Origin of the sequence: Stutzerimonas tarimensis (assembly GCF_042648805.1) — a bacterium.
GTDB lineage: Bacteria > Pseudomonadota > Gammaproteobacteria > Pseudomonadales > Pseudomonadaceae > Azomonas > Azomonas tarimensis.
The window spans coordinates 63,592-82,667 of sequence record NZ_JBHRXZ010000003.1 but is presented as its reverse complement, the minus strand read 5'-3'; the positions used below and the strand labels follow the sequence as shown (position 1 = coordinate 82,667).

Annotated in this window: 17 protein-coding genes and 2 pseudogenes; 8 read left to right on the top strand and 11 right to left on the bottom strand. The window is 64.0% G+C overall.

The window, feature by feature from the left end:
- Positions 1 to 193 precede the first annotated feature (193 nt).
- Both sodB and ACFOMF_RS02325 read left to right on the top strand, forming a co-directional pair.
- Entirely contained in the window at positions 194 to 775 is a 582-nt protein-coding gene (gene sodB / locus ACFOMF_RS02330; protein ID WP_386360821.1) for a superoxide dismutase [Fe], read from the top strand.
- Between the two features lie 225 nt (positions 776 to 1,000).
- On the top strand, positions 1,001 to 3,040 hold the full coding sequence (locus tag ACFOMF_RS02325) for a putative bifunctional diguanylate cyclase/phosphodiesterase (protein ID WP_386360819.1): 2,040 nt from the start codon (positions 1,001 to 1,003) through the stop codon (positions 3,038 to 3,040).
- Between the two features lie 7 nt (positions 3,041 to 3,047).
- Here ACFOMF_RS02325 and ACFOMF_RS02320 read toward each other — a convergent pair.
- Together ACFOMF_RS02320 and ACFOMF_RS02315 are read right to left on the bottom strand one after the other, a co-directional pair.
- Positions 3,048 to 3,580, bottom strand: a pseudogene (locus ACFOMF_RS02320) (GIDE domain-containing protein); the annotation flags it as partial.
- A gap of 62 nt (positions 3,581 to 3,642) precedes the next feature.
- A pseudogene (locus ACFOMF_RS02315) lies at positions 3,643 to 4,119 on the bottom strand (LemA family protein); the annotation flags it as partial.
- Positions 4,120 to 4,193: 74 nt separating this feature from the next.
- Here ACFOMF_RS02315 and ACFOMF_RS02310 point away from each other — a divergent pair.
- The 4 genes from ACFOMF_RS02310 (at position 4,194) to ACFOMF_RS02295 (ending at position 9,317) form a co-directional block, all read left to right on the top strand.
- Complete coding sequence (locus tag ACFOMF_RS02310) at positions 4,194 to 5,537, top strand: imelysin family protein (RefSeq protein WP_386360817.1); 1,344 nt, start codon at positions 4,194 to 4,196, stop codon at positions 5,535 to 5,537.
- Positions 5,538 to 5,704: 167 nt separating this feature from the next.
- Positions 5,705 to 7,123 (top strand): di-heme oxidoreductase family protein, encoded by a 1,419-nt coding sequence (locus ACFOMF_RS02305; protein ID WP_386360815.1) that lies wholly within the window; start codon positions 5,705 to 5,707, stop codon positions 7,121 to 7,123.
- Positions 7,124 to 7,161: 38 nt separating this feature from the next.
- Positions 7,162 to 8,220, top strand: a complete 1,059-nt coding sequence (locus ACFOMF_RS02300) for an imelysin family protein (protein ID WP_386360813.1) — start codon at positions 7,162 to 7,164, stop codon at positions 8,218 to 8,220.
- Positions 8,221 to 8,222: 2 nt separating this feature from the next.
- Positions 8,223 to 9,317 (top strand): DUF1513 domain-containing protein, encoded by a 1,095-nt coding sequence (locus tag ACFOMF_RS02295; RefSeq protein WP_386360811.1) that lies wholly within the window; start codon positions 8,223 to 8,225, stop codon positions 9,315 to 9,317.
- Positions 9,318 to 9,333: 16 nt separating this feature from the next.
- Here the strand turns inward: ACFOMF_RS02295 and ACFOMF_RS02290 are convergent, their stop codons facing one another.
- The 9 genes from ACFOMF_RS02290 to ACFOMF_RS02250 all read right to left on the bottom strand — a co-directional run bounded on the left by ACFOMF_RS02290 (position 9,334) and on the right by ACFOMF_RS02250 (position 16,936).
- Positions 9,334 to 9,543 carry a hypothetical protein gene (locus ACFOMF_RS02290; RefSeq protein ID WP_386360809.1) on the bottom strand — a complete coding sequence of 70 codons (210 nt, stop codon included), beginning with the start codon at positions 9,541 to 9,543 and terminating at the stop codon, positions 9,334 to 9,336.
- 5 nt (positions 9,544 to 9,548) lie between these two features.
- Positions 9,549 to 10,247 carry a lipopolysaccharide kinase InaA family protein gene (locus ACFOMF_RS02285; RefSeq protein ID WP_386360808.1) on the bottom strand — a complete coding sequence of 233 codons (699 nt, stop codon included), beginning with the start codon at positions 10,245 to 10,247 and terminating at the stop codon, positions 9,549 to 9,551.
- A 3-nt stretch (positions 10,248 to 10,250) separates the two neighbouring features.
- Positions 10,251 to 10,931 (bottom strand): class I SAM-dependent methyltransferase, encoded by a 681-nt coding sequence (locus ACFOMF_RS02280; protein ID WP_386360807.1) that lies wholly within the window; start codon positions 10,929 to 10,931, stop codon positions 10,251 to 10,253.
- 88 nt (positions 10,932 to 11,019) lie between these two features.
- Entirely contained in the window at positions 11,020 to 12,294 is a 1,275-nt protein-coding gene (locus tag ACFOMF_RS02275) for a sensor histidine kinase (protein ID WP_386360805.1), read from the bottom strand.
- Positions 12,291 to 12,962: a response regulator transcription factor gene (locus ACFOMF_RS02270; protein ID WP_386360803.1), complete on the bottom strand. Its 672-nt coding sequence runs from the start codon at positions 12,960 to 12,962 to the stop codon at positions 12,291 to 12,293. The genes ACFOMF_RS02275 and ACFOMF_RS02270 overlap by 4 nt, the downstream gene beginning before the upstream one ends.
- A 108-nt stretch (positions 12,963 to 13,070) precedes the next feature.
- Positions 13,071 to 14,720, bottom strand: a complete 1,650-nt coding sequence (groL, locus tag ACFOMF_RS02265; protein ID WP_386360801.1) for a chaperonin GroEL — start codon at positions 14,718 to 14,720, stop codon at positions 13,071 to 13,073.
- Positions 14,721 to 14,767: 47 nt separating this feature from the next.
- Positions 14,768 to 15,061 carry a co-chaperone GroES gene (locus ACFOMF_RS02260; protein ID WP_120994547.1) on the bottom strand — a complete coding sequence of 98 codons (294 nt, stop codon included), beginning with the start codon at positions 15,059 to 15,061 and terminating at the stop codon, positions 14,768 to 14,770.
- Between the two features lie 252 nt (positions 15,062 to 15,313).
- Positions 15,314 to 15,781, bottom strand: a complete 468-nt coding sequence (locus ACFOMF_RS02255; protein WP_386360799.1) for an FxsA family protein — start codon at positions 15,779 to 15,781, stop codon at positions 15,314 to 15,316.
- A 135-nt stretch (positions 15,782 to 15,916) separates the two neighbouring features.
- Positions 15,917 to 16,936, bottom strand: a complete 1,020-nt coding sequence (locus ACFOMF_RS02250) for a DUF481 domain-containing protein (RefSeq protein WP_386360798.1) — start codon at positions 16,934 to 16,936, stop codon at positions 15,917 to 15,919.
- A gap of 162 nt (positions 16,937 to 17,098) precedes the next feature.
- On the opposite strand from ACFOMF_RS02250, the gene ACFOMF_RS02245 reads away from it, so the two are divergent.
- Together ACFOMF_RS02245 and ACFOMF_RS02240 are read left to right on the top strand one after the other, a co-directional pair.
- Positions 17,099 to 17,446: an MGMT family protein gene (locus tag ACFOMF_RS02245; protein WP_386360796.1), complete on the top strand. Its 348-nt coding sequence runs from the start codon at positions 17,099 to 17,101 to the stop codon at positions 17,444 to 17,446.
- Between the two features lie 42 nt (positions 17,447 to 17,488).
- Positions 17,489 to 19,076, top strand: a 1,588-nt coding sequence (locus ACFOMF_RS02240; protein WP_386360794.1) for an AmpG family muropeptide MFS transporter, incomplete at its 3' end; no start/stop codon positions are given.

Below are 19,076 nucleotides of genomic sequence, written 5' to 3'. Positions count from 1 at the left end.
TGGCGCGTGGTTTTGCTGCAGGCCCGGTGCTATGATCGACCCCTTGTGCAGCCGGGCCCGCCTGGTTGCCGGTTCGGCCGAGGTGATGGCCACGTCCATGCAACGTGACCGGGCCTGCTGGCCCTGGCCATCCCCAAGCAGTACGACCTGACCTTATCTAGCTGACCGTACAGTACCCCTGAGGAGAATAACCATGGCTTTCGAATTGCCGCCGCTGCCCTACGAAAAGAACGCCCTTGAGCCGCACATCTCCGCCGAGACCCTCGAATTCCACCACGGCAAGCATCACCAGACCTACGTGACCAACCTGAACAACCTGGTGCCGGGCACCGAGTTCGAAGGCAAGGACCTGGAAACCATCATCAAGACCTCGTCCGGTGGCGTGTTCAACAATGCCGCCCAGGTCTGGAACCACACCTTCTTCTGGAACTGCATGGCGCCCAACGGCGGCGGCGAGCCCACCGGCGAACTGGCCGAGGCCATCAATGCTGCGTTCGGCTCTTTCGACAAGTTCAAGGAAGAGTTCAGCAAGACTGCCGTCACCACCTTCGGCTCCGGCTGGGCCTGGCTGGTGAAGAAGTCGGACGGCACCGTCGGCCTGGTCAGCACCAGCAATGCCGGAACCCCCATGACCTCCGGCGACAAGGCTCTGCTGACCTGCGATGTCTGGGAGCATGCCTACTACATCGACTACCGCAACGCGCGTCCGAAATTCGTCGAGGCGTTCTGGAACGTGGTCAACTGGGACTTCGTGGCGAAGAACTTCGCCGGCTGAGTACCCGGGCGAGGCCCTGCCTCGCCGCTGCGCCGCTGCCCGTGCCCCCTTGGGACACGGGCTTTTTTATCGATAGCCGAAACAGCTAACCAAACACGGCCAGCCAGGCACGATGATATTGCCAGCAGGCCTGCCAGCTGCTAACAAGGGGGTCGTACACGCCCCTCCAAAGGGGCGTTTCATCGGCTTCTGCCAAACACGGCGGGCGACTCAAGGAAAAGACGAGTGAAGCAGCAGTTGCGAAACCGCTTGTCATTGAAGCTGTTGCGCGTGGTATTGCTCGCCACCCTCTCGGTGGGCTTCGTCCTGAGCCTGGCGCAGATCGTCTTCGATTCCTACCAGACCCACCAGCTCATCGAGGCGGACGCCCAGCGCATCCTGCGCATGGCCCGTGGCCCTGCAACCCAGGCCATCTACAGCCTCGACCGGGAAATGGGTACACAGGTCATGGAAGGCCTGTTCGAGCATGAAGCGATGCGCTATGCCGCTATCGGCCACCCTGACGAGGAGTCGCTGGCGGAAAAGATACGCCCGCTGGCCAACCTGCCGGCCCGCTGGCTGACCGACCCGATCCTGGCCCAGGAGCGAACATTCTCCATCGCCCTCATCGGCCGTGAGCCGAAGAGCGAATACTACGGCGATCTGGACATCACCCTCGACACCGCCGTGTACGGCGAGGCCTTCCTTCATCACTCGCTGGTCATCGTTGTCGTGGGGGTGGCCAGGGCGCTGATCCTCGGACTGATTCTCTACCTCATCTACCAATGGCTGCTGACACGCCCGCTGCAGCATCTGGTCGAGCATCTGGTGCGCATCAACCCGGACCACCCCAGCCAGCACAAGCTGCCCTTGTTCAAGGGCCATGAAGACAACGAGCTGGGCCTCTGGGTCAAGACCGCAAACGGCCTGCTGGCCTCCATCGAGCGTAACCTGCGGCTGCGCCGGGAAGCGGAAGACGATCTCCAGCGCATGTCCCAGTACGATCTGTTGACCGGGTTGCCGAACCGGCAGCAGTTGCAGGAACGCCTGGCGCCTGTGCTAACCGAATGTCGCAAGCAACAGCAACGTATCGCCGTGCTCTGTATCGGTCTGGATGACTTCAAGGGTATCAACGAACGCTTCAGCTACCTGTTCGGCGACCAGCTGCTGGTCGCCCTGACCGAACGACTGCGGGTCCAGGGCGGGCAGCAGATGATGCTGGCACGGCTTGGTGGAGATGAGTTCGCGCTGGTCCAGCCGGGCATCGCGCAGCCCTACGAAGCGGCAGAGCTGGCCGATCGCATCCTCGAACACCTTGAGACACCCTTTGTGTTGCAGCAGCGGACAGTACGCTTGCGCGCCACCATCGGCATCACCCTGTTCCCGGAGGACGGCGAGACCGCCGAGAAGTTGCTGCAGAAGGCCGAGCAGACCATGACGCTGGCCAAACAGCGTTCACGCAGCCGCTACCAGTTCTATGTGGCCGACCTCGACAGCCGGATTCGCCAGCGCCGCGAACTGCAGGAAGAACTCGCCGAGGCACTGACCCGCCAGCAGTTTCACCTGGTCTATCAGCCGCAGCTGGATCTGGCGCAGCAGCGCATCGTAGGAGTCGAAGCCTTGTTGCGCTGGCGCTTGCCGCACAAGGGGCTGATACCACCAGACCTTTTCATCCCCCTGGCCGAAGAAAACGGCAGCATCATCCGCATCGGCGAATGGGTACTCGACCAGGCCTGCAGACAGCTACGCCGGTGGCACGACGACGGCCTGACGGGGCTACGCATGGCAGTCAACCTGTCGACGGTGCAGCTCTACCATGAGTCCACCCCGAAGCTGATTGGCGATCTGCTGCGCCGCTACGGGCTGCCGGCGGAAAGTCTGGAAGTCGAGGTCACCGAAACCGTGCTGATGGAAGACATCGACAGCGCGGCCACCATCCTCCATCGCCTGCGCGACGCAGGTGCGCTGATAGCCATCGATGACTTCGGGACAGGTTATTCCTCGCTGAGTTATCTCAAGAGCCTGCCGGTGGACAAGATCAAGATCGACAAGAGCTTCGTCCGCGATCTCAGCGAGGATGAGGACGACTCCAGTATCGTGCGGGCAGTCATTCAGCTCGGCACCAGCCTGGGCATGCGAGTGGTGGCCGAGGGCGTGGAAAGCAGGGACCAGGAACGCTTCCTCATCGCCCAGGGCTGTCACGAGGTACAGGGCTACCTGTACAGCAAACCACTACCGAGCGAAGAGCTCGAAGCGCTGCTACAACCGACCACGCAGATCGGCTGAGGCCGCACAGCAGGCCAGCGAAATCACCTTTCCACTCACGGATGATGTCGCGCTTGGCCGCCTGCAGATCGAATGCCTCGCGCGCACCGCCAAGGCTGCGGAACTCACCGATGGCGTAGAGTGGGTCGTCGACCTGCAGGCGTTCCTCGGTGTAACGGTAGCGCTGGCCGAACCGGTACCAGAGGAGTGACCGCCAGGGTGACGTGACTGGCCGGTCCACACCTGCTTTTGCGCAGGTAGCACCTCGGCCCCCTGCGGATCGATGAGGCATTCGCCGGCGCCATCGGTGAAGCGCAGCAAGGCATCGCTGCTACCGCGCTCGAGGGTCCGCCAGGCGCGGCTCCTGCCGCTCGAGCGGTACTCCTCGATGCGATAGCGCCACCAGACGCACGCCTTGCCGGTCAGCGGGGCAAGGAGCTCCCCTTCGGGTCCCGACAGCAGCATACCGTTGAGCTCCACGTAGCCCTGCGCGGCCGAGCGTATCCGCGATGTGGGCGTATCGAGCAGGTGCCTCGCGCGCGACACTCGGCGAATGCTCATCCAGCCGGCAAACAGACAGGTCGCGCCGGAGGCCGCAACCTGCAGCAGGACCGAGCCAAGGATCAACCGAAGACTGCCTTGAGGTTCACGCCCGCCCTTTCCGCCTCGCTGAACTGCAGCAGGGGCACCGGGCCAAAGCCAAACGCGCGGGCCAGCAGCACATCGGGAAACTGTTCGATGCGTACGTTGTTCAGACTGACCGCCTCGTTGTACAGCTCGCGGCGGTCGGCGATTCCGCTTTCCAACCCGCTGATCCGCTGCTGTAGGTGCTGGAAGCTGTCGCTCGCCCTGAGCTGAGGATAATTCTCGGCCACCGCGAACAACTGACCAAGCCCGGCACGCAACGCCGTTTCGGCCTGCCCCACGGCCGTCACATCACCTCGCGCACGCGCACTGGCAACCGCACCACGAGCAGCGGTCACCCCCTCCAGGGTGACACTTTCGTAGGTCATGTACTGCTTGCAGGTTTCCACCAGATGTGATGGCAGTTTAACTTTACCCTGCTGCGAGACCGCGATTCTTTTCACACCGCTTTTCAATGATGCAAATCTTTCGCATTATGCTTTGCAGCAGTTATCGTTCGAATCGCCTGTAACGCACAAGGAATATGCCAATGCTTCGTACCCCTCACTGGGCCAGCGCCAGTCTGCTCGCCGCCGCCATTACCCTCGCCGGCTGCGGTGACGACACGGAAGTCACCGGCCAGACTGCAGCCCCGCAGACGTCCGCCGCACAGCCGGGCGAGCCTGCACAGACCGCCGCGAATGTCGACGAGGCCGCCGCCGAGGCGGTGGTGGCTCACTATGCCGACCTTGCCCTGGCGGCCTTCAGCGACGCCCACCAGATGGGCCTGCTGCTGCAGGAAGCCATCGACAACCTGCTCGCCGAGCCGACCGAGGCAACGCTGCTGGCGGCACGTGAAGCCTGGATCAGCGCTCGCGTTCCCTACATGCAGACCGAAGTGTTCCGCTTCGGCAACCCGGTGGTGGACGATTGGGAAGGCCAGGTCAATGCCTGGCCTCTCGACGAAGGCCTTATCGACTACGTGGCCGAGGATTACGACCATGCCCTCGGCAACCCTGGTGCCACCGCGAACATCATCGCCAACAGGCAGATCCAGATCGGCGAGGAGCAGATCGACGTCAGCGAACTCACAGGCGAACTGCTTGCCAGCCTGAACGAGCTGGCCGGTTCGGAGGCCAACGTCACCACCGGCTACCACGCCATCGAATTTCTGCTCTGGGGCCAGGACCTCAATGGCACCGGACCTGGCGCCGGTGAGCGTCCGGCCACTGACTATGTCGTCGGCGACGGCTGCACCGGTGGCAACTGCGACCGCCGCCGCACCTATCTCAAGGTCGTCACCGACCTGCTGATCGACGATCTGGCGGAAATGGTCGGGCAATGGCAACCCGATGTCGACGACAACTATCGCGCCTCGCTCATCGCTGAGCCGGCCGACAACGGACTGCGCAAGGTACTTTTTGGCATGGGCAGCCTGTCGCTCGGCGAACTTGCCGGCGAGCGCATGAAGGTAGCCCTGGAAGCGAATTCGACCGAAGACGAGCATGACTGCTTCAGCGACAACACCCATAACGCGCACTTCTACAATGGCCGCGGCATTCGCAACGTTTACCTCGGCGAGTACCAGCGAGTGGACGGCTCTGTGCTGACCGGCGCCAGCCTGTCTTCCCTGGTGGCTGCCGCCGACCCGGCGGTGGACGCGCAGATCCGCTCCGATCTGGAAACCACCGAAGCGCGTCTCCAGGCCCTGGTGGACAGTGCCGAGGACGGCCAGGCCTTCGATCAATTGATTGCCCCGGAAAACACCGAAGGCCACGCGCTGATCCGCGAAGCCATCGCGGCGCTCGTGGCGCAGACCGCGTCGATCGAGCGCGCAGCAGGCAGCCTCGGTATCAACGATCTGAATCCCGACACGGCTGAGCACACATTCTGACCTGGCCCTGAGGTGCGGCGCCTTGCCGCGCTTTTGCAAAGGCAGAGCGAAAGCCCCGCATGCCGGGGCTTTCGCCATTCCAGAGAGCGGTTATCAAATGAAAATTCCTCTTATTGAACCGAGGCTGCGCTGTTACCATTGAGCTTTCCCAGGGAAAGGTGAGTTTCATGTCCCGGCCGCTCCGCCGCCTGTTGTCGCTGCTGCCGATGGCATTGCTGGCAGCCTGTAGCGAGGACATACCAGACTTCACCGCCGCCGAGCCCGGCGAAGCGCTGTCGGCGGGCAGTGCAACGGTGATGAAGTTCGACCAGAACGCGTTCTCCATGCCCGCCGCCAATCTTTCACCGAGCCGACGGCTCGATTTTGCAGTGGGCAACAGCTTCTTTCGCAACCCCTGGGTGATTGCCCCGTCCAGCACCACGGCGAGGGATGGCCTTGGCCCCCTGCTGAACACCAATGCCTGCCAGAACTGCCATCTGAAGGACGGACGCGGTCACCCGCCTGGGCCGGACGCCCTTAATGCCGTCTCGATGCTGGTGCGTCTGTCGATCCCTGCCGGACCGGAGGATGCCGAACAGCTGCACAGACATGGCGTTGTCGGCGAACCGGTCTATGGCACCCAGTTCCAGGACATGGCGATCCCCGGCGTGGCGCCCGAAGGGCGTGTACGCCTGAGCTACAGCACCGAGCGGGTGAGCTTTGCCGACGGTACCGAAGTGGAGCTGCGCAAGCCCCATCTGCAACTCGATCGGCTGGGCTACGGCGAGATGCATCCCGATACCCGTTTTTCACTGCGTATCGCGCCCCCCATGATTGGCCTGGGCCTGCTGGAGGCGATTCCCGAGTCGGCGATCCTGGCCAATGCCGACCCTGAAGACCGCGACGGAGACGGCATCTCCGGCCGCCCCAATCGCGTCTTCGACCACGCCACTGGAACCACCGCGCTGGGCCGTTTCGGCTGGAAGGCCGGACAACCGACGCTCAACCAGCAGAACGCGGACGCCTTCCTCAACGATATGGGGCTGTCCACTACCCTGCTGCCGGGGACCAACTGCACCATCCACCAAAGTGACTGCCTGCAGGCAGTCGACGGCGGGACGCCCGAAGTCAGCGACCAGATCCTTGCCCAGGTGCTTTTCTATACCCGCCACCTGGGCGTGCCCGCGCGCCGCCAGGTGGATGACCCTCAGGTTCTGGCAGGCAAGACACTGTTTCACCGCGCGGGCTGCCAGAAGTGCCACACGCCGTCGTTCGTCACCTCGGACGACGCGGCCGAGCCGGAATTGGCCGGACAGCTGATTCGCCCCTACACCGATCTGCTGCTGCATGACATGGGTGACGGCCTGGCCGATGACCGCAGCGAGTTCGAAGCCAGCGGCCGCGAATGGCGAACCGCGCCGCTGTGGGGCATCGGCCTCACCCGGACGGTGAACGGCCATACTCAGTTCCTGCACGACGGCCGCGCGCGAAACCTGCTGGAGGCGATCCTCTGGCACGGCGGCGAAGCCGAAACCGCCCGGCAAGCCGTGCTCCAGTTCGACCGTCAGCAGCGCGAAGCTCTGCTGGCCTTTCTTGAATCCCTGTGACCCAGCCCCGGGCGAAGCGCCGGTTGTGGAGGAAGTCGATGTTTGCGAAGAACACCCGTTTGATGCTGGGTATTGGCGGGCTGGCCCTGCTCGTCAGCGCCTGTGGCCGTGATGAGCCCGGGGTCGAAACCAGTGCTGCGCTGGCTGACGGGGTGCTGCTGCCGGCGTATGCCCAGTGGCACCAGAGCAACCAGCGCCTGGCAATGAGCGGAGCAGCCTTCTGTGATGGAGCAGAGGATCTGGCCGCGCTGCGCCAGGGCTTCGTCGAGGCACAGACCGCCTGGTCTCGGCTGCAGGCAATGATGGTCGGCCCGCTCGGGGAGGGCAATCTGGCCTGGCAGGTGCAGTTCTGGCCCGACAAGAAGAACCTGGTGGCACGCCAGGTCCGCACCCTACTGCAGAACCCGGCGCAACCGCTCGACATCGAAAAGGGCAGTGTCGTGGTGCAGGGCTTGACGGCCTATGAATATGTGGTCTACGACCCTGAAATCGATCTCCAGGACAGTGACACCCGTGTGCGCTACTGCCCGCTGATCGTCGCCATCGGCGAGCATCAGCAAGCGCTGTCCGGGCGCATTCTCGAACAGTGGCAGGCAGACGGCATGACCGCGCAGCTCAGCCGCTTTCCCAACGAGCGCTACGCCGATGGCGACGAGGCCCTGGGTGACGTGATGCGGGTACAGGTCACGGCCCTCGACGGGTTGAAGAAAAAGCTCGGCCAGCCCCTAGGTCGGCCGGGCCAGGGCATTCCCCAACCCTATCAGGCCGAAGCCTGGCGTAGTGGCCGCTCTCTGGCCAGCATCGGCGCAACGGTGGAGGGCGCTCGTGCACTCTGGCAAGGTGCCAATGGGGACGGGCTGCGCAGCCGACTGGAAGACCAGGCCCTGGCCGAGCGCATCGATGCCGCCTATGGCGCCGTCTCCGAGCGCCTGGCGAAGCTGCAGGCACCGCTCTCGGAACTACTCGCCACTGAGGACGGTCGCGAAAGGCTCAATGCACTCTACGACGAGCTCAACGTGCTGCACCGGCTGCACCAGGGTGAGCTCGCCAGAGCGTTGGGCATCCAGATAGGCTTCAATGCCCACGACGGAGACTGACCATGCAACGTCGAGTTTTTCTGGCATTGAGCGCCACCCTGGCCGCCGGGGCTGCATTGGGTGGATTGACCTACAGCAACCGCAACAATCAGCCGCTGCTGCTCTCGGCGCGTGACGACGCTGCGGGAAATCATTACGCGGTGGGCTACCGCCTGGACGGCACACAGGTATTCGCCACCCGCGTCGACGCCCGCTGCCACGACATCCACATGCATCCCGAGCGCCCGCTCGCAGTGTTCGTCGGACGCCGCCCGGGACGCGAAAGCTACCTGATCGACACCCGCGATGGCTCGCTGTTGCAGGTGCTGCACTCGCCCGCCGAACGCCACTTCTACGGGCATGGTGTGTTTCACCACAGCGGCGAATGGTTTTACGCCACCGAGAATGACACTCGGGATGCCGGCCGTGGGCTGGTCGGCGTCTACCGGGTGCGCGACGATCGCCTGCAACGGGTCGACGAGTTCCCGACCCACGGCATCGGCCCGCATCAATTGCTCTGGATGCCCGATGGCGACAGCCTGGTGATCGCCAACGGTGGAATACGCACCGAGGCCGACAGCCGCGAGATGATGAACCTCGAGCGCATGGAGCCAAGCCTGGTGCTCATGCATCGCAGCGGCAGGCTGCTCAGCAAGGAGCAGCTCCCGCAATCCATGAACAGCGTGCGCCACCTCGCGGTCGCGCGGGACGGCACCATCGTCTCCGGGCAGCAATACGAAGGTGATCCCCACCACGCTGCCCCGCTGCTGGCGATCAAGCGTCCCGGCGAAGCGTTCCAGCCCTTCCCGCTGGGAGAGGCGCAGCGTGAGGTGATGCGCCAGTACACCGCGAGCGTCGCCATCAATGATGCGCTGCGCCTCGTCGCAGTCACCGCTCCCCGCGGTAACCGCTTCTTTGTCTGGGATCTGGACACCGCGGAGCTGAGGGTGGACGTGCCCCTGGCCGACTGCGCCGGCGTCGCGGCGATCGAGCAAGGCTTCGTCGTCAGCTCTGGCCAGGGCCGCTGCCGCCTCTATGATTGCCGCTCAGGCGCGCTCGTCAGCCAGCCGCTGAGCCTGCCCGCGGGCCTCTGGGACAATCACCTCAGGCTGGCCTGAGACCAGGCGATGCAACCTAGCCACGCTGCTGCATCACCCCCAGCAACAGCAGCAATTGCTGGGGGTGGATATCCGGAACCGGGGTATTGGCGGCCGGTGCTGGCGTCCAGCCGGTGTTGTCACGGATGACCAGGGCCCTGGGCTCGGTCCAGCTCAGGAAAGCAATCATCAACAGGCCCAGCGCCGCTGTGCCGAACAGCATTCGTCCAATGACCCTGGTCTGCATGGTTGTTACCCCTCGAATGGCTGGCCGGTGATTTCGCGATAACCCGCTTCCAGGTTGCCCCATTCCAGCGCGCCCCAATCGGCATGCCGGCGTAGTTGGCGAAGGTCGTGTCGTGCCGCCAGGCCGCGACTGAGTCGGCGGCGACTCTTCTCGAGATCGAGCAGCGCCACCTCGGCCGCACGACCTTCGTCGACCCGGACGAAGATATGCTTTGGATACAAGCATCCATGCTGCCAGCGCGCCAGATGCAGGCGTGCCAGGACAGCACCTATCCGACGAAAGACCTCCGCGTGCCGCTCCCCACCCCAGTCCGCCGGCGCTTGCCTGGCATAGCAACTTTCCAGGCTGTCGAATCCTGCCAGCGCCTCAGTGACCAGCAAGGCTTCGCGGCCTGCCAGCCCGCGCCGGGTGCCGCAATAGACCAGCGCCGGCACCCGTACTCCGAGCGCAGCGAAGGCCTCGAAAGCGCGCGCCTCGCGAAGGATGGTCGGTTCGCCGAAGGGGTGGCGCCAGTCGCGGTAGCAGTGTTCGACCTGCTGCTTGCGGTAGCGCAGCCGTCCGTCGCTACCCTGTAGGCGTTGCACCCCACTGAGGCCGCCGCGGCGCTGGTTGGGTGCCTCGACCCATTCACCAGGGCAGCCCAGCCAGCGGTCGAAGGAATCCGGCATGGCGCTATCGGCCACGCCCCGCACAAGACCGTCCATGCCTCACACCTTGCGCAGCAGATAGACCCGCCACAGGGCGTAGCCGGGGATGAAATCGTAGTGTCTATCGATGCGAAAGCCGGCCGAGACGAACTCTCGCTCGATGCTGGCGCGGGGTACCACGAAACGGTTCTGGTACCCCTCGTTTTCGCCCCGCGCCTGCCGCCGACGCTCCAGGCGTCGACGCTTCCAGGCCTTGTAGTTGCCGTCCACCCACAGTGACAGGATCATCGAGTCCCGGGTGACACGGTGGAATTCGCGCAGCATCTGCGCACGGTCCAGCGTATCGCCCACATGGTGCAACAGGCGCATGCAGAACAGCGAATCCACCGCATTGTCCGGCAGGTCGATGGCGAACGCCGAGGTCTGGAAGGTCTGCACCCGCTGTACCACCTCGGCCGGCTGCGCGGCACAGGCGATTTGCAGCATGTGTTCGGAATTGTCCGCAGCAAGGATCACCCGGTTGCGCTTTTCCGCCAGCATCGGCCAGAACCGACCGGCGCCGCAGGGCAGGTCCAGTACCAGGCCGGGATCCCCGGCATCCTTCAGCGCCCGTCGCGCGAGCTGCAGGTCCCGCCAATGGGACAGCCTGCGGAACAGGCCGTGCTGGTGCTTTTCGAGATACTGCCGGGCGTGGTCAGCGTCGTACTTGCGGGAGAATTCCAGTTCGATGGGCTGTGACATACGGGAGCCTTGCTGTGGAGACGGCAAGATCCTAGGGCTTGGCCTGTCATGGCTCTGTCAAACGCCGGTGAAAAAAATGTCAAAAGCGTCAGATCAGCCTGACCTCGAAACGACAGCCGTGCGGTGCCACCGGAAGCAGCCGGATGTCCCACCCTTCGTGCGCACAGATCCGCTGCACCAGCGACAAGCCCAGGCCAAGGCCATCTCCGCGCTCGCGCTCGCCGCGCACGAACGGCTCGAAGACTGCTTCGCGGAATGACTCGGGGATACCCGCGCCGCTGTCCTCGACAACAAACCCCACCGCCGTGAGCGTCAGACAGATACGCCCGCTGTCGCTGTAATGCCAGGCGTTACGCAGCAGGTTGCCGAGCACCGCGCGCAGGAAAGGCGCGTTGTACAGCCCCGGAGGCATGGCATCGGCATGATAGTCGAAGCGCAGCCCCTTGCTCTCGATCGGTTCCCGCCAGTGCTCGACCAGCTCGCCGGCGACCTCGGCAAGATCTGCCTGAGGCGACAGGGCGCGCTGACCGGTTTCCACCCGGGCGAGCTGGATGAAGGTCTGCACCAGGTCGCGCATATCGGTACTGGCCCGCGCGATCCGCAGGACCTGCTTGCGTGCTCGCGGGTCCAGGGCCGGGTTTTCCAACAACAGCTCGGCGGAACTGGCCAGCACCATCAGCGGGGTGCGCAGTTCGTGGCTGACGTCACTGGTGAACAGCTGCTCGCGCTTGAGCGCCTGGCGCAACTGGGTGAGGGTCTGGTCGAAAGCCGCCGCCAGCTCTCCCACCTCGTCCGGGGCGTAATCGGGTGCCAGCGGCGGCGCCAGGGCCAACAACTGGTCGCGATGGCGCACCTGCCGCGCCAGGCGCATCACCGGCGCCAGGACCTTCCGCGCCAGCAGCCAGCCGAGCAGGGCTGCCAGCACCAGACTGAGCACCAGCCCGGTGAAGACCACCGCATACATCAATGTCTCGCGACGGCGAAAATCGCTCTGATCCTGCAGCAACGCGTAACGACGGCCGTCCACTTCCCGCACCATGGCGTGAAAGGCCTGGTCGCCCCGGAACAGCTCGTGAAAGCCCTGCGGAAGGCGCACGACGTCATCGGGTACGGCAAAGGGGCCAGGACCGCCGTCGAAATGGAAGTACTGGTCGGGACGCGGCTGATGCCGCCAGTCGTCCATGCTGTCCATCAGCAGCAACTGATCGAGATCACCGCCCAGCTCGGTGGACAGCAGCCGCTCTTCGAGAAAATGGACGGTAAGCACCGTACCCACGGCGAAGGTACCGGCCACGGTCAGCGACATGAGAAAAAACGCAATGATGATGCGCTGGGCCAGGCTCGGCCTGAAACCTTTTCTCATTCGCCACCCAGGCGGTAGCCAAGCCCATGCACCGTCTGTAGCAAGGGCCGCTCGAACGGCTTGTCGATCACCTGACGCAGCTGGTGAATATGGCTGCGAAGGCTGTCGCTATCCGGGCAGTCGTCTCCCCACAGGGCGTCTTCCAGGGCCTCACGGCGCACCAGATGCGGGCTCTTCTGCATCAGCACCGCGAGCAGCTTCAGGCCGATGGGGTTGAGCTTGAGCGGCTTGCCGGCGCGGGCCACCGTGAGGGTATCGAGATCGTAGGTGAGGTCGTCGACCTTCAGTTCGCGCTTGCCGCCGCCCTGGGCGCGGCGCATCACCGCCTCGATTCGTGCGGCCAGCTCCGACAGCGCGAACGGCTTGAGCAGGTAGTCGTCGGCACCGGAGCGAAAGCCCTGCAGTCGATCATCCAGCGCATCTCGAGCGGTGAGCATGATCACCGGCGTGCTCTTGCGCGCCTCTTCCCTGAGTCGCTGGCACAGACTGTAGCCATCCAGGCCAGGCAGCATCACATCCAGTACCAGCAGGTCGTATTCCTGAGTGACCGCCAGATGCAGCCCGCTCAGACCGTCCTGGGCACAGTCGACCGTATAACCCTTGAGTTCCAGGTAATCGACCAGATTGGCCAGGATGTCCCGGTTGTCTTCCACCAGAAGGATGCGCACATTCCTCTCCTCCATCGTGAACGCCACGCCCTGCCGATGGACAGGACGCCAAGAAAAAAAAGCCCCGCGCAAGGCGGGGCTTTCCGTACAGCGGGGCTTGGGGTCAGCTTACATCATGCCGCCCATGCCACCCATACCACCCATGCCGCCCATGTCAGGCATGCCGCCAGCGCCCTTCTCTTCCGGCACTTCGGCAACCATCGCCTCGGTGGTGACCATCAGGCCGCCAATCGAAGCTGCAGCCTGCAGCGCCGAACGGGTAACCTTGGCCGGATCGAGAATACCCATCTCGATCATGTCACCGTACTCGCTGGTGGCAGCGTTGTAGCCGTAGTTGCCCGAACCCTGCTTGACCTTGTCGACCACCACGCTCGGCTCGTCACCGGAGTTGGCGACGATCTGGCGCAGCGGGGACTCGACGGCGCGACGCAGCAACGCGATACCGACGTTCTGGTCTTCGTTGGCACCCTGGAGCTCGGAAATGGCCTGCAGGGCGCGCACCAGGGCAACACCGCCGCCAGGCACCACGCCTTCTTCGACCGCAGCACGGGTCGCGTGCAGGGCGTCTTCGACGCGGGCCTTCTTCTCTTTCATCTCGACTTCGGTACCGGCGCCGACCTTGATCACTGCCACGCCACCGGCCAGCTTGGCCAGGCGCTCCTGCAGCTTTTCCTTGTCGTAGTCGGAGGTGGTGTCTTCGACCTGCTTGCGAATCTGGGCAACACGCGCCTCGATGTCGCCCTGAGAACCGGCGCCGTCGATGATGGTGGTGTTTTCCTTGTTCAGCACGACGCGCTTGGCGTTACCCAGGTGCTCCAGGGTAGCGGTTTCCAGCGACAGGCCGATTTCCTCGGAAATCACGGTACCGCCGGTGAGCACGGCGATGTCCTGCAGCATGGCCTTGCGGCGATCGCCGAAGCCCGGCGCCTTGACCGCAGCGACCTTGACGATGCCACGCATGTTGTTCACCACCAGAGTGGCCAGGGCTTCGCCCTCGACATCCTCGGCCACGATCAGCAGCGGACGGCCAGCCTTGGCGACGCCTTCCAGCACCGGCAGCAGCTCGCGGATGTTGGAGATCTTCTTGTCGACCAGCAGCAGCAGCGGGCTGTCCAGCTCGGCCACCATGGTGTCCGGCTTGTTGATGAAGTAGGGCGACAGGTAGCCGCGGTCGAACTGCATGCCTTCGACGACCGACAGTTCGTTCTCCAGGCCCGAGCCTTCCTCGACGGTAATGACGCCTTCCTTGCCGACCTTCTCCATCGCTTCAGCGATGATCTGGCCAATGGACTCGTCGGAGTTGGCGGAGATGGTGCCAACCTGAGCGATGGCCTTGTAGTCGGCGCAGGGCTTGGACAGGTTCTTCAGCTCGGCGACGATGGCGATGGTGGCCTTGTCGATACCGCGCTTGAGGTCCATCGGGTTCATGCCGGCAGCGACGGCCTTCAGGCCTTCGTTGACGATGGCCTGGGCCAGAACGGTAGCGGTGGTGGTGCCGTCACCGGCGGCGTCGTTGGCCTTGGAAGCCACGTCCTTCACCAGTTGGGCGCCCATGTTCTCGAAGCGATCCTTCAGCTCGATTTCCTTGGCAACGGAGACGCCATCCTTGGTGATGGTCGGAGCACCGAAGCTCTTTTCCAGCACCACGTTGCGGCCTTTCGGGCCGAGGGTGGCCTTGACCGCGTCGGCCAGGACGTTCACGCCAACCAGCATCTTCTTGCGGGCGGAGTCGCCGAATTTGACTTCTTTAGCTGCCATTTTGATCGTTCCTCAATCTTGTCGGATGAATTCGGAGATTGCTGTAATCAGGCTTCGACGACGGCGAGGATTTCGCTCTCGCCCATCACCAGCAGGTCTTCGCCGTCAACTTTGACGGTGTTGCTGCCCGAATAGGGGCCGAACACGACCTGGTCACCAACCTTGACTGCCAGTGGGCGCACTTCGCCGTTGTCCAGCACGCGACCCGTGCCCACAGCGACGACTTCGCCACGGTTCGGCTTTTCGGCAGCGGAGCCCGGCAGCACGATGCCGCCTGCGGTCTTGGTTTCTTCTTCGCTGCGACGAATCACGACGCGGTCATGCAGAGGACGAAGCTTCATTGTCGATCTCTCCTAACTGAGTGTTTCCATACCGATGGCTCTCCATCGGCGGGTTGGCAATTCCGGCAGTGCCGGGTGCGGCTCGCTTGCGCGCGCCGCGTAAGACGGACTGTTCGCTTTGCGACAGCGACCTTTCGGTGTCCCGTAGATGCGGCCGGCAAAGTGGATTTCAAGGGCGCGTGAAAATTTTTTTGTTGGTTTCAGAGCAAAAAAAGGCACGCCGAGGCGTGCCTTGATGACCCACGGGGTGGCTTACTTGTCGCGACGCTCCCACTCGCCTTCGATCACGTCCGGGCGCTGGGGTCGTTGCGGGTGCGGAGGCGTGTTGTTCTCGAAGTCCTGGCGAAAGGCACGCTGGCGCTGGACCTGCAGCTCGACCTTGCGCTGCAGCAGGCCCAGCATCATGCGCCGGGTGGGCGGAAACAGCACCAGCAGTCCCAGCAGGTCGCTGAGAAAGCCTGGAAGGAAGATCAGGCCGCCCCCAATGACCATCACCAGGCCCTGCAGCATCTCCCGCTCCGGCAGCTCACCCCGGGCGATCCGCTCGCGCGCGCGCCAGGCCGTGGAAAATCCTGCCAGGCGCATCAACAGCACGCCGATTACTCCGCCCAGCACCAGCAGGCCAAGCGTGGGCAAAACGCCAATGGCGCTGCCCACACGGATCAGCAGCGCCAGTTCGGCCAGTGGAAACAGCAGGAACAGCAAGAAGAAGAATCGCATCGTGGGTCCTCGGAAGAAGGGCTTCCGGCAGAAGCAAGGTGACGCCGCCGACGGGCGAATTCAAGCCCGCCTCGCGCGTGCCCTGTAACTCCAGGCTTCAACAAGCCCGTTCCGTCAGGCCGGCCGGTCAGGCGACTACCATCCCATGCCGAAGCCAATGGTGTAGCGCGTCTCGTCCAGAGTACCCTGAGAGCCGGATATCAGGTCCTTGTCCGCCCGCATGTGCAGCGAGGCCCAGTCGGTGACCTTGTAGCGCAGGCCGATGGCCCCGTCGAAGGTGTAGTCGGCTACATTGGACAACGGCTTGCCGATCTCGCCAAGACTGAACAACTCGAAGGTCTTGCCGACCAGATAACGGTTGTAGTTCCACTTGAGGGCGAACAGCTGGAAGTTGTCGCGATCGCCATCGGCATACTCATAGACGCTGTGGTTCAACAGCGAGGCCAGCGAGAAAGCGCCCAGCTCGTTGTCCCAGAACTGATAACCGGGACCCGTACCTATGGTGCGCTGGCGACGTACATCCTCGACCTGATCATGTCGATAGTCCAGGCGCCCCTGCCAGAACCAGTGCTCATCGATGAAGCGGTCGAGCGCGTACTCCGACTGCCAGTTGTCGGTCACCGTCACACCGTCATTGTATTCGCGGTGGTAACGGGCCCGCAGGTTGTGACGCCACGGACCATGGCGCGCCCCGGTGTCGAGCAGCACGCGATAATTGTCGGTATCGGTTTCGGCGCGCTTGTAATCCAGCCCCACATCGATGTTGCCCTCCCAGCGCAGGTCGGGCACCACTGGTTTGGGGCGCATGATCTGGTCGATGCTGGCGAGTGCAACCGCCTGGGCCTGTTCACCGGACACCAGCAGGACCTGCCCCGACTCGGAGGATCGCAGCGAATACAGCTGGTCGTCGGCGATGCCGTCGCGCTGGACGCGCATGGGGCGGTCAGCCTCGAGAGTAGCGATCTGGCTCCATTGCAGAGGAATCGAGCCGCCATACTTCGTCTCGATCAGCAGGCGTCCACCGTCGAGCAGCGTGACCTTGCCGGTCAGGCGATCGCCATTTTTCATCCAGACCGTATCGGCAAGAGCAGAGGTGGTACATACAGAGGCGGTACATACAGTGAACAGCAGGCACAGCAGCGGGCGGGTCGACATGGGAAAGGCAGAGCAACCTGGTAGAAAACGAAGCGGCCATTATCTCCGAGGAATGCCGACAGGCAAGCGACGGCACAAGCCCCTGCATGCTGGCAGATGGGGCAGTTCCCTTCCCGGCCAGCCTGCTCCAGAGCCCGCTCGGACTGGAGCGCGGGGCGATTCATGACAGCCAGCGCTGGCTTCAATTCACCCGACGAACGGGAGCAAGCACTCTTCACCACCCTGGCCCGGCTGCCCGCCGGTTCCGTGGTAGGTTACGGCCAACTGGCACGTCTGGCCGGCTTGGGCAATGCCGCGCGCTGGGTGGGCCGGGCGCTCGGGCGGCTGCCCGCAGACAGCACCTTGCCCTGGCATCGGGTAGTGGGCGCCGACGGGCGCCTCGCCCTCGCCGCCGGAACGCCGGCAGGCGAGCGGCAGCGGGCGCGCCTGCGGAAAGAAGGTGTGCAGTTGGTCAATGACCGGGTGAACATGCGCGTCCACGGCTGGCTTTCCGCGGAGCGCAACGGTTAGAGTGCAGCCCCTGTATTTGTAGTTTCAGACCGGCTTTTCCCTATGCCCGATCGTTCTTGGCGCGAGGCGCTGGCCGCCTATGCCAGCCCGGCCTCGATGGCCCTGCTGCTGCTCGGCTTTGCTGCCGGCCTGCCCGCCGTCCTGGTGTTTTCCACGCTGTCGGTCTGGTTGCGCGAAGCGGGTGTGTCACGCGAGGCGATCGGCTTCGCCAGTTGGATAAGCCTGGCGTATGCCTTCAAATGGGTCTGGTCGCCGATGCTCGATCAGTGGCGGCTCCCCGGGCTCGGGCGCCTCGGACGGCGACGCTCCTGGCTGGTGTTCTCGCAGATTTCGATCGCCCTTGGCCTGGTCGGCATGGCCCTGTGCGACCCGCAGTTGAACCTGACCCTGATGATCGCCTTCGCGGTCGTGGTGGCCTTCTCCTCGGCGACCCAGGACATCGCCATCGACGCCTACCGGCTGGAAATCGCCGAGGACCATCTGCAGGCCACCCTGGCGGCCACCTACATGACCGGCTACCGGGTCGCGATGCTGCTGGCCAGCGCAGGGGCGCTGTTTCTGGCGGAGTGGCTGGGTTCCACAGGGCTGGACTATGATGCGGGCGCCTGGACCCTCACTTATCTGGCCTTCGCCCTGCTGATCGTACCGGGGCTGATCACCAGCCTGGTCATTCGCGAGCCGCAGGCGTCACCTCAGGTGGTCAACGCCCCGGTGCACAGCTTCAACCTGCAACTGGCCTCCATCGGCCTGCTGTTGGTGCTGCTGATCTCGGTGCCGGCGATGATCAACGCGCTGATCGCCCAGGCCTGGCCACGGGCCCTGCTCTATGCCCTGTTCATCGCCGGCTCGCTGTCGCCTGCCGGCCGCTCGCTGCTGGTGCCGGTCCGACACATCCTCAAGGACGCCCGCCTGCGCCAGAAGCCGACCCAGACCGACTTCGCGCACCAGGCTGTCTCGGTGATCGTGCTGATCATCCTGCTGGTGGCCACCACAGGCATGTTCCAGTCCTACTGGGGTGGTTACTGGCCGCGCGGCACCATGTACCTGCTGATCAGCACCGCATGCCTGTCGGCGCCGGGCCGCGTACTCATGTCACCCGTGATGACACCGATCAGCGACTTCATCGTGCGCTATCGCTGGCAGGCGCTGATCCTGCTCGGACTGATCGCCACCTATCGCATGTCCGATACGGTTATGGGGGTGATGGCCAACGTCTTCTATATCGACCAGGGATTCACCAAGGACGAGATCGCCAGCGTCAGCAAGCTGTTCGGCCTGGTGATGACCCTGCTCGGAGCGGCCGCCGGTGGCCTGCTGATCGTGCGTTTCAGCATCCTGCCGATTCTCTTTCTTGGCGGCTTCGCGTCGGCGGCAACCAACCTGCTGTTCATGATCCTGGCCGGCCGCGGTGCCGACCTGCAGATGCTGGTCCTGACCATATCCTTCGACAATTTCAGCGCCGGGCTAGCCTCGACCGCGTTCGTGGCCTATCTCTCCAGCCTGACCAACCTGAAGTTCTCCGCGACCCAGTACGCTCTGCTCAGCTCGCTGATGATGCTCTTGCCGAGGGTGCTCGGCGGCTACTCGGGGGTCATGGTGGAGCATATGGGATACAGCCAGTTCTTCCTGC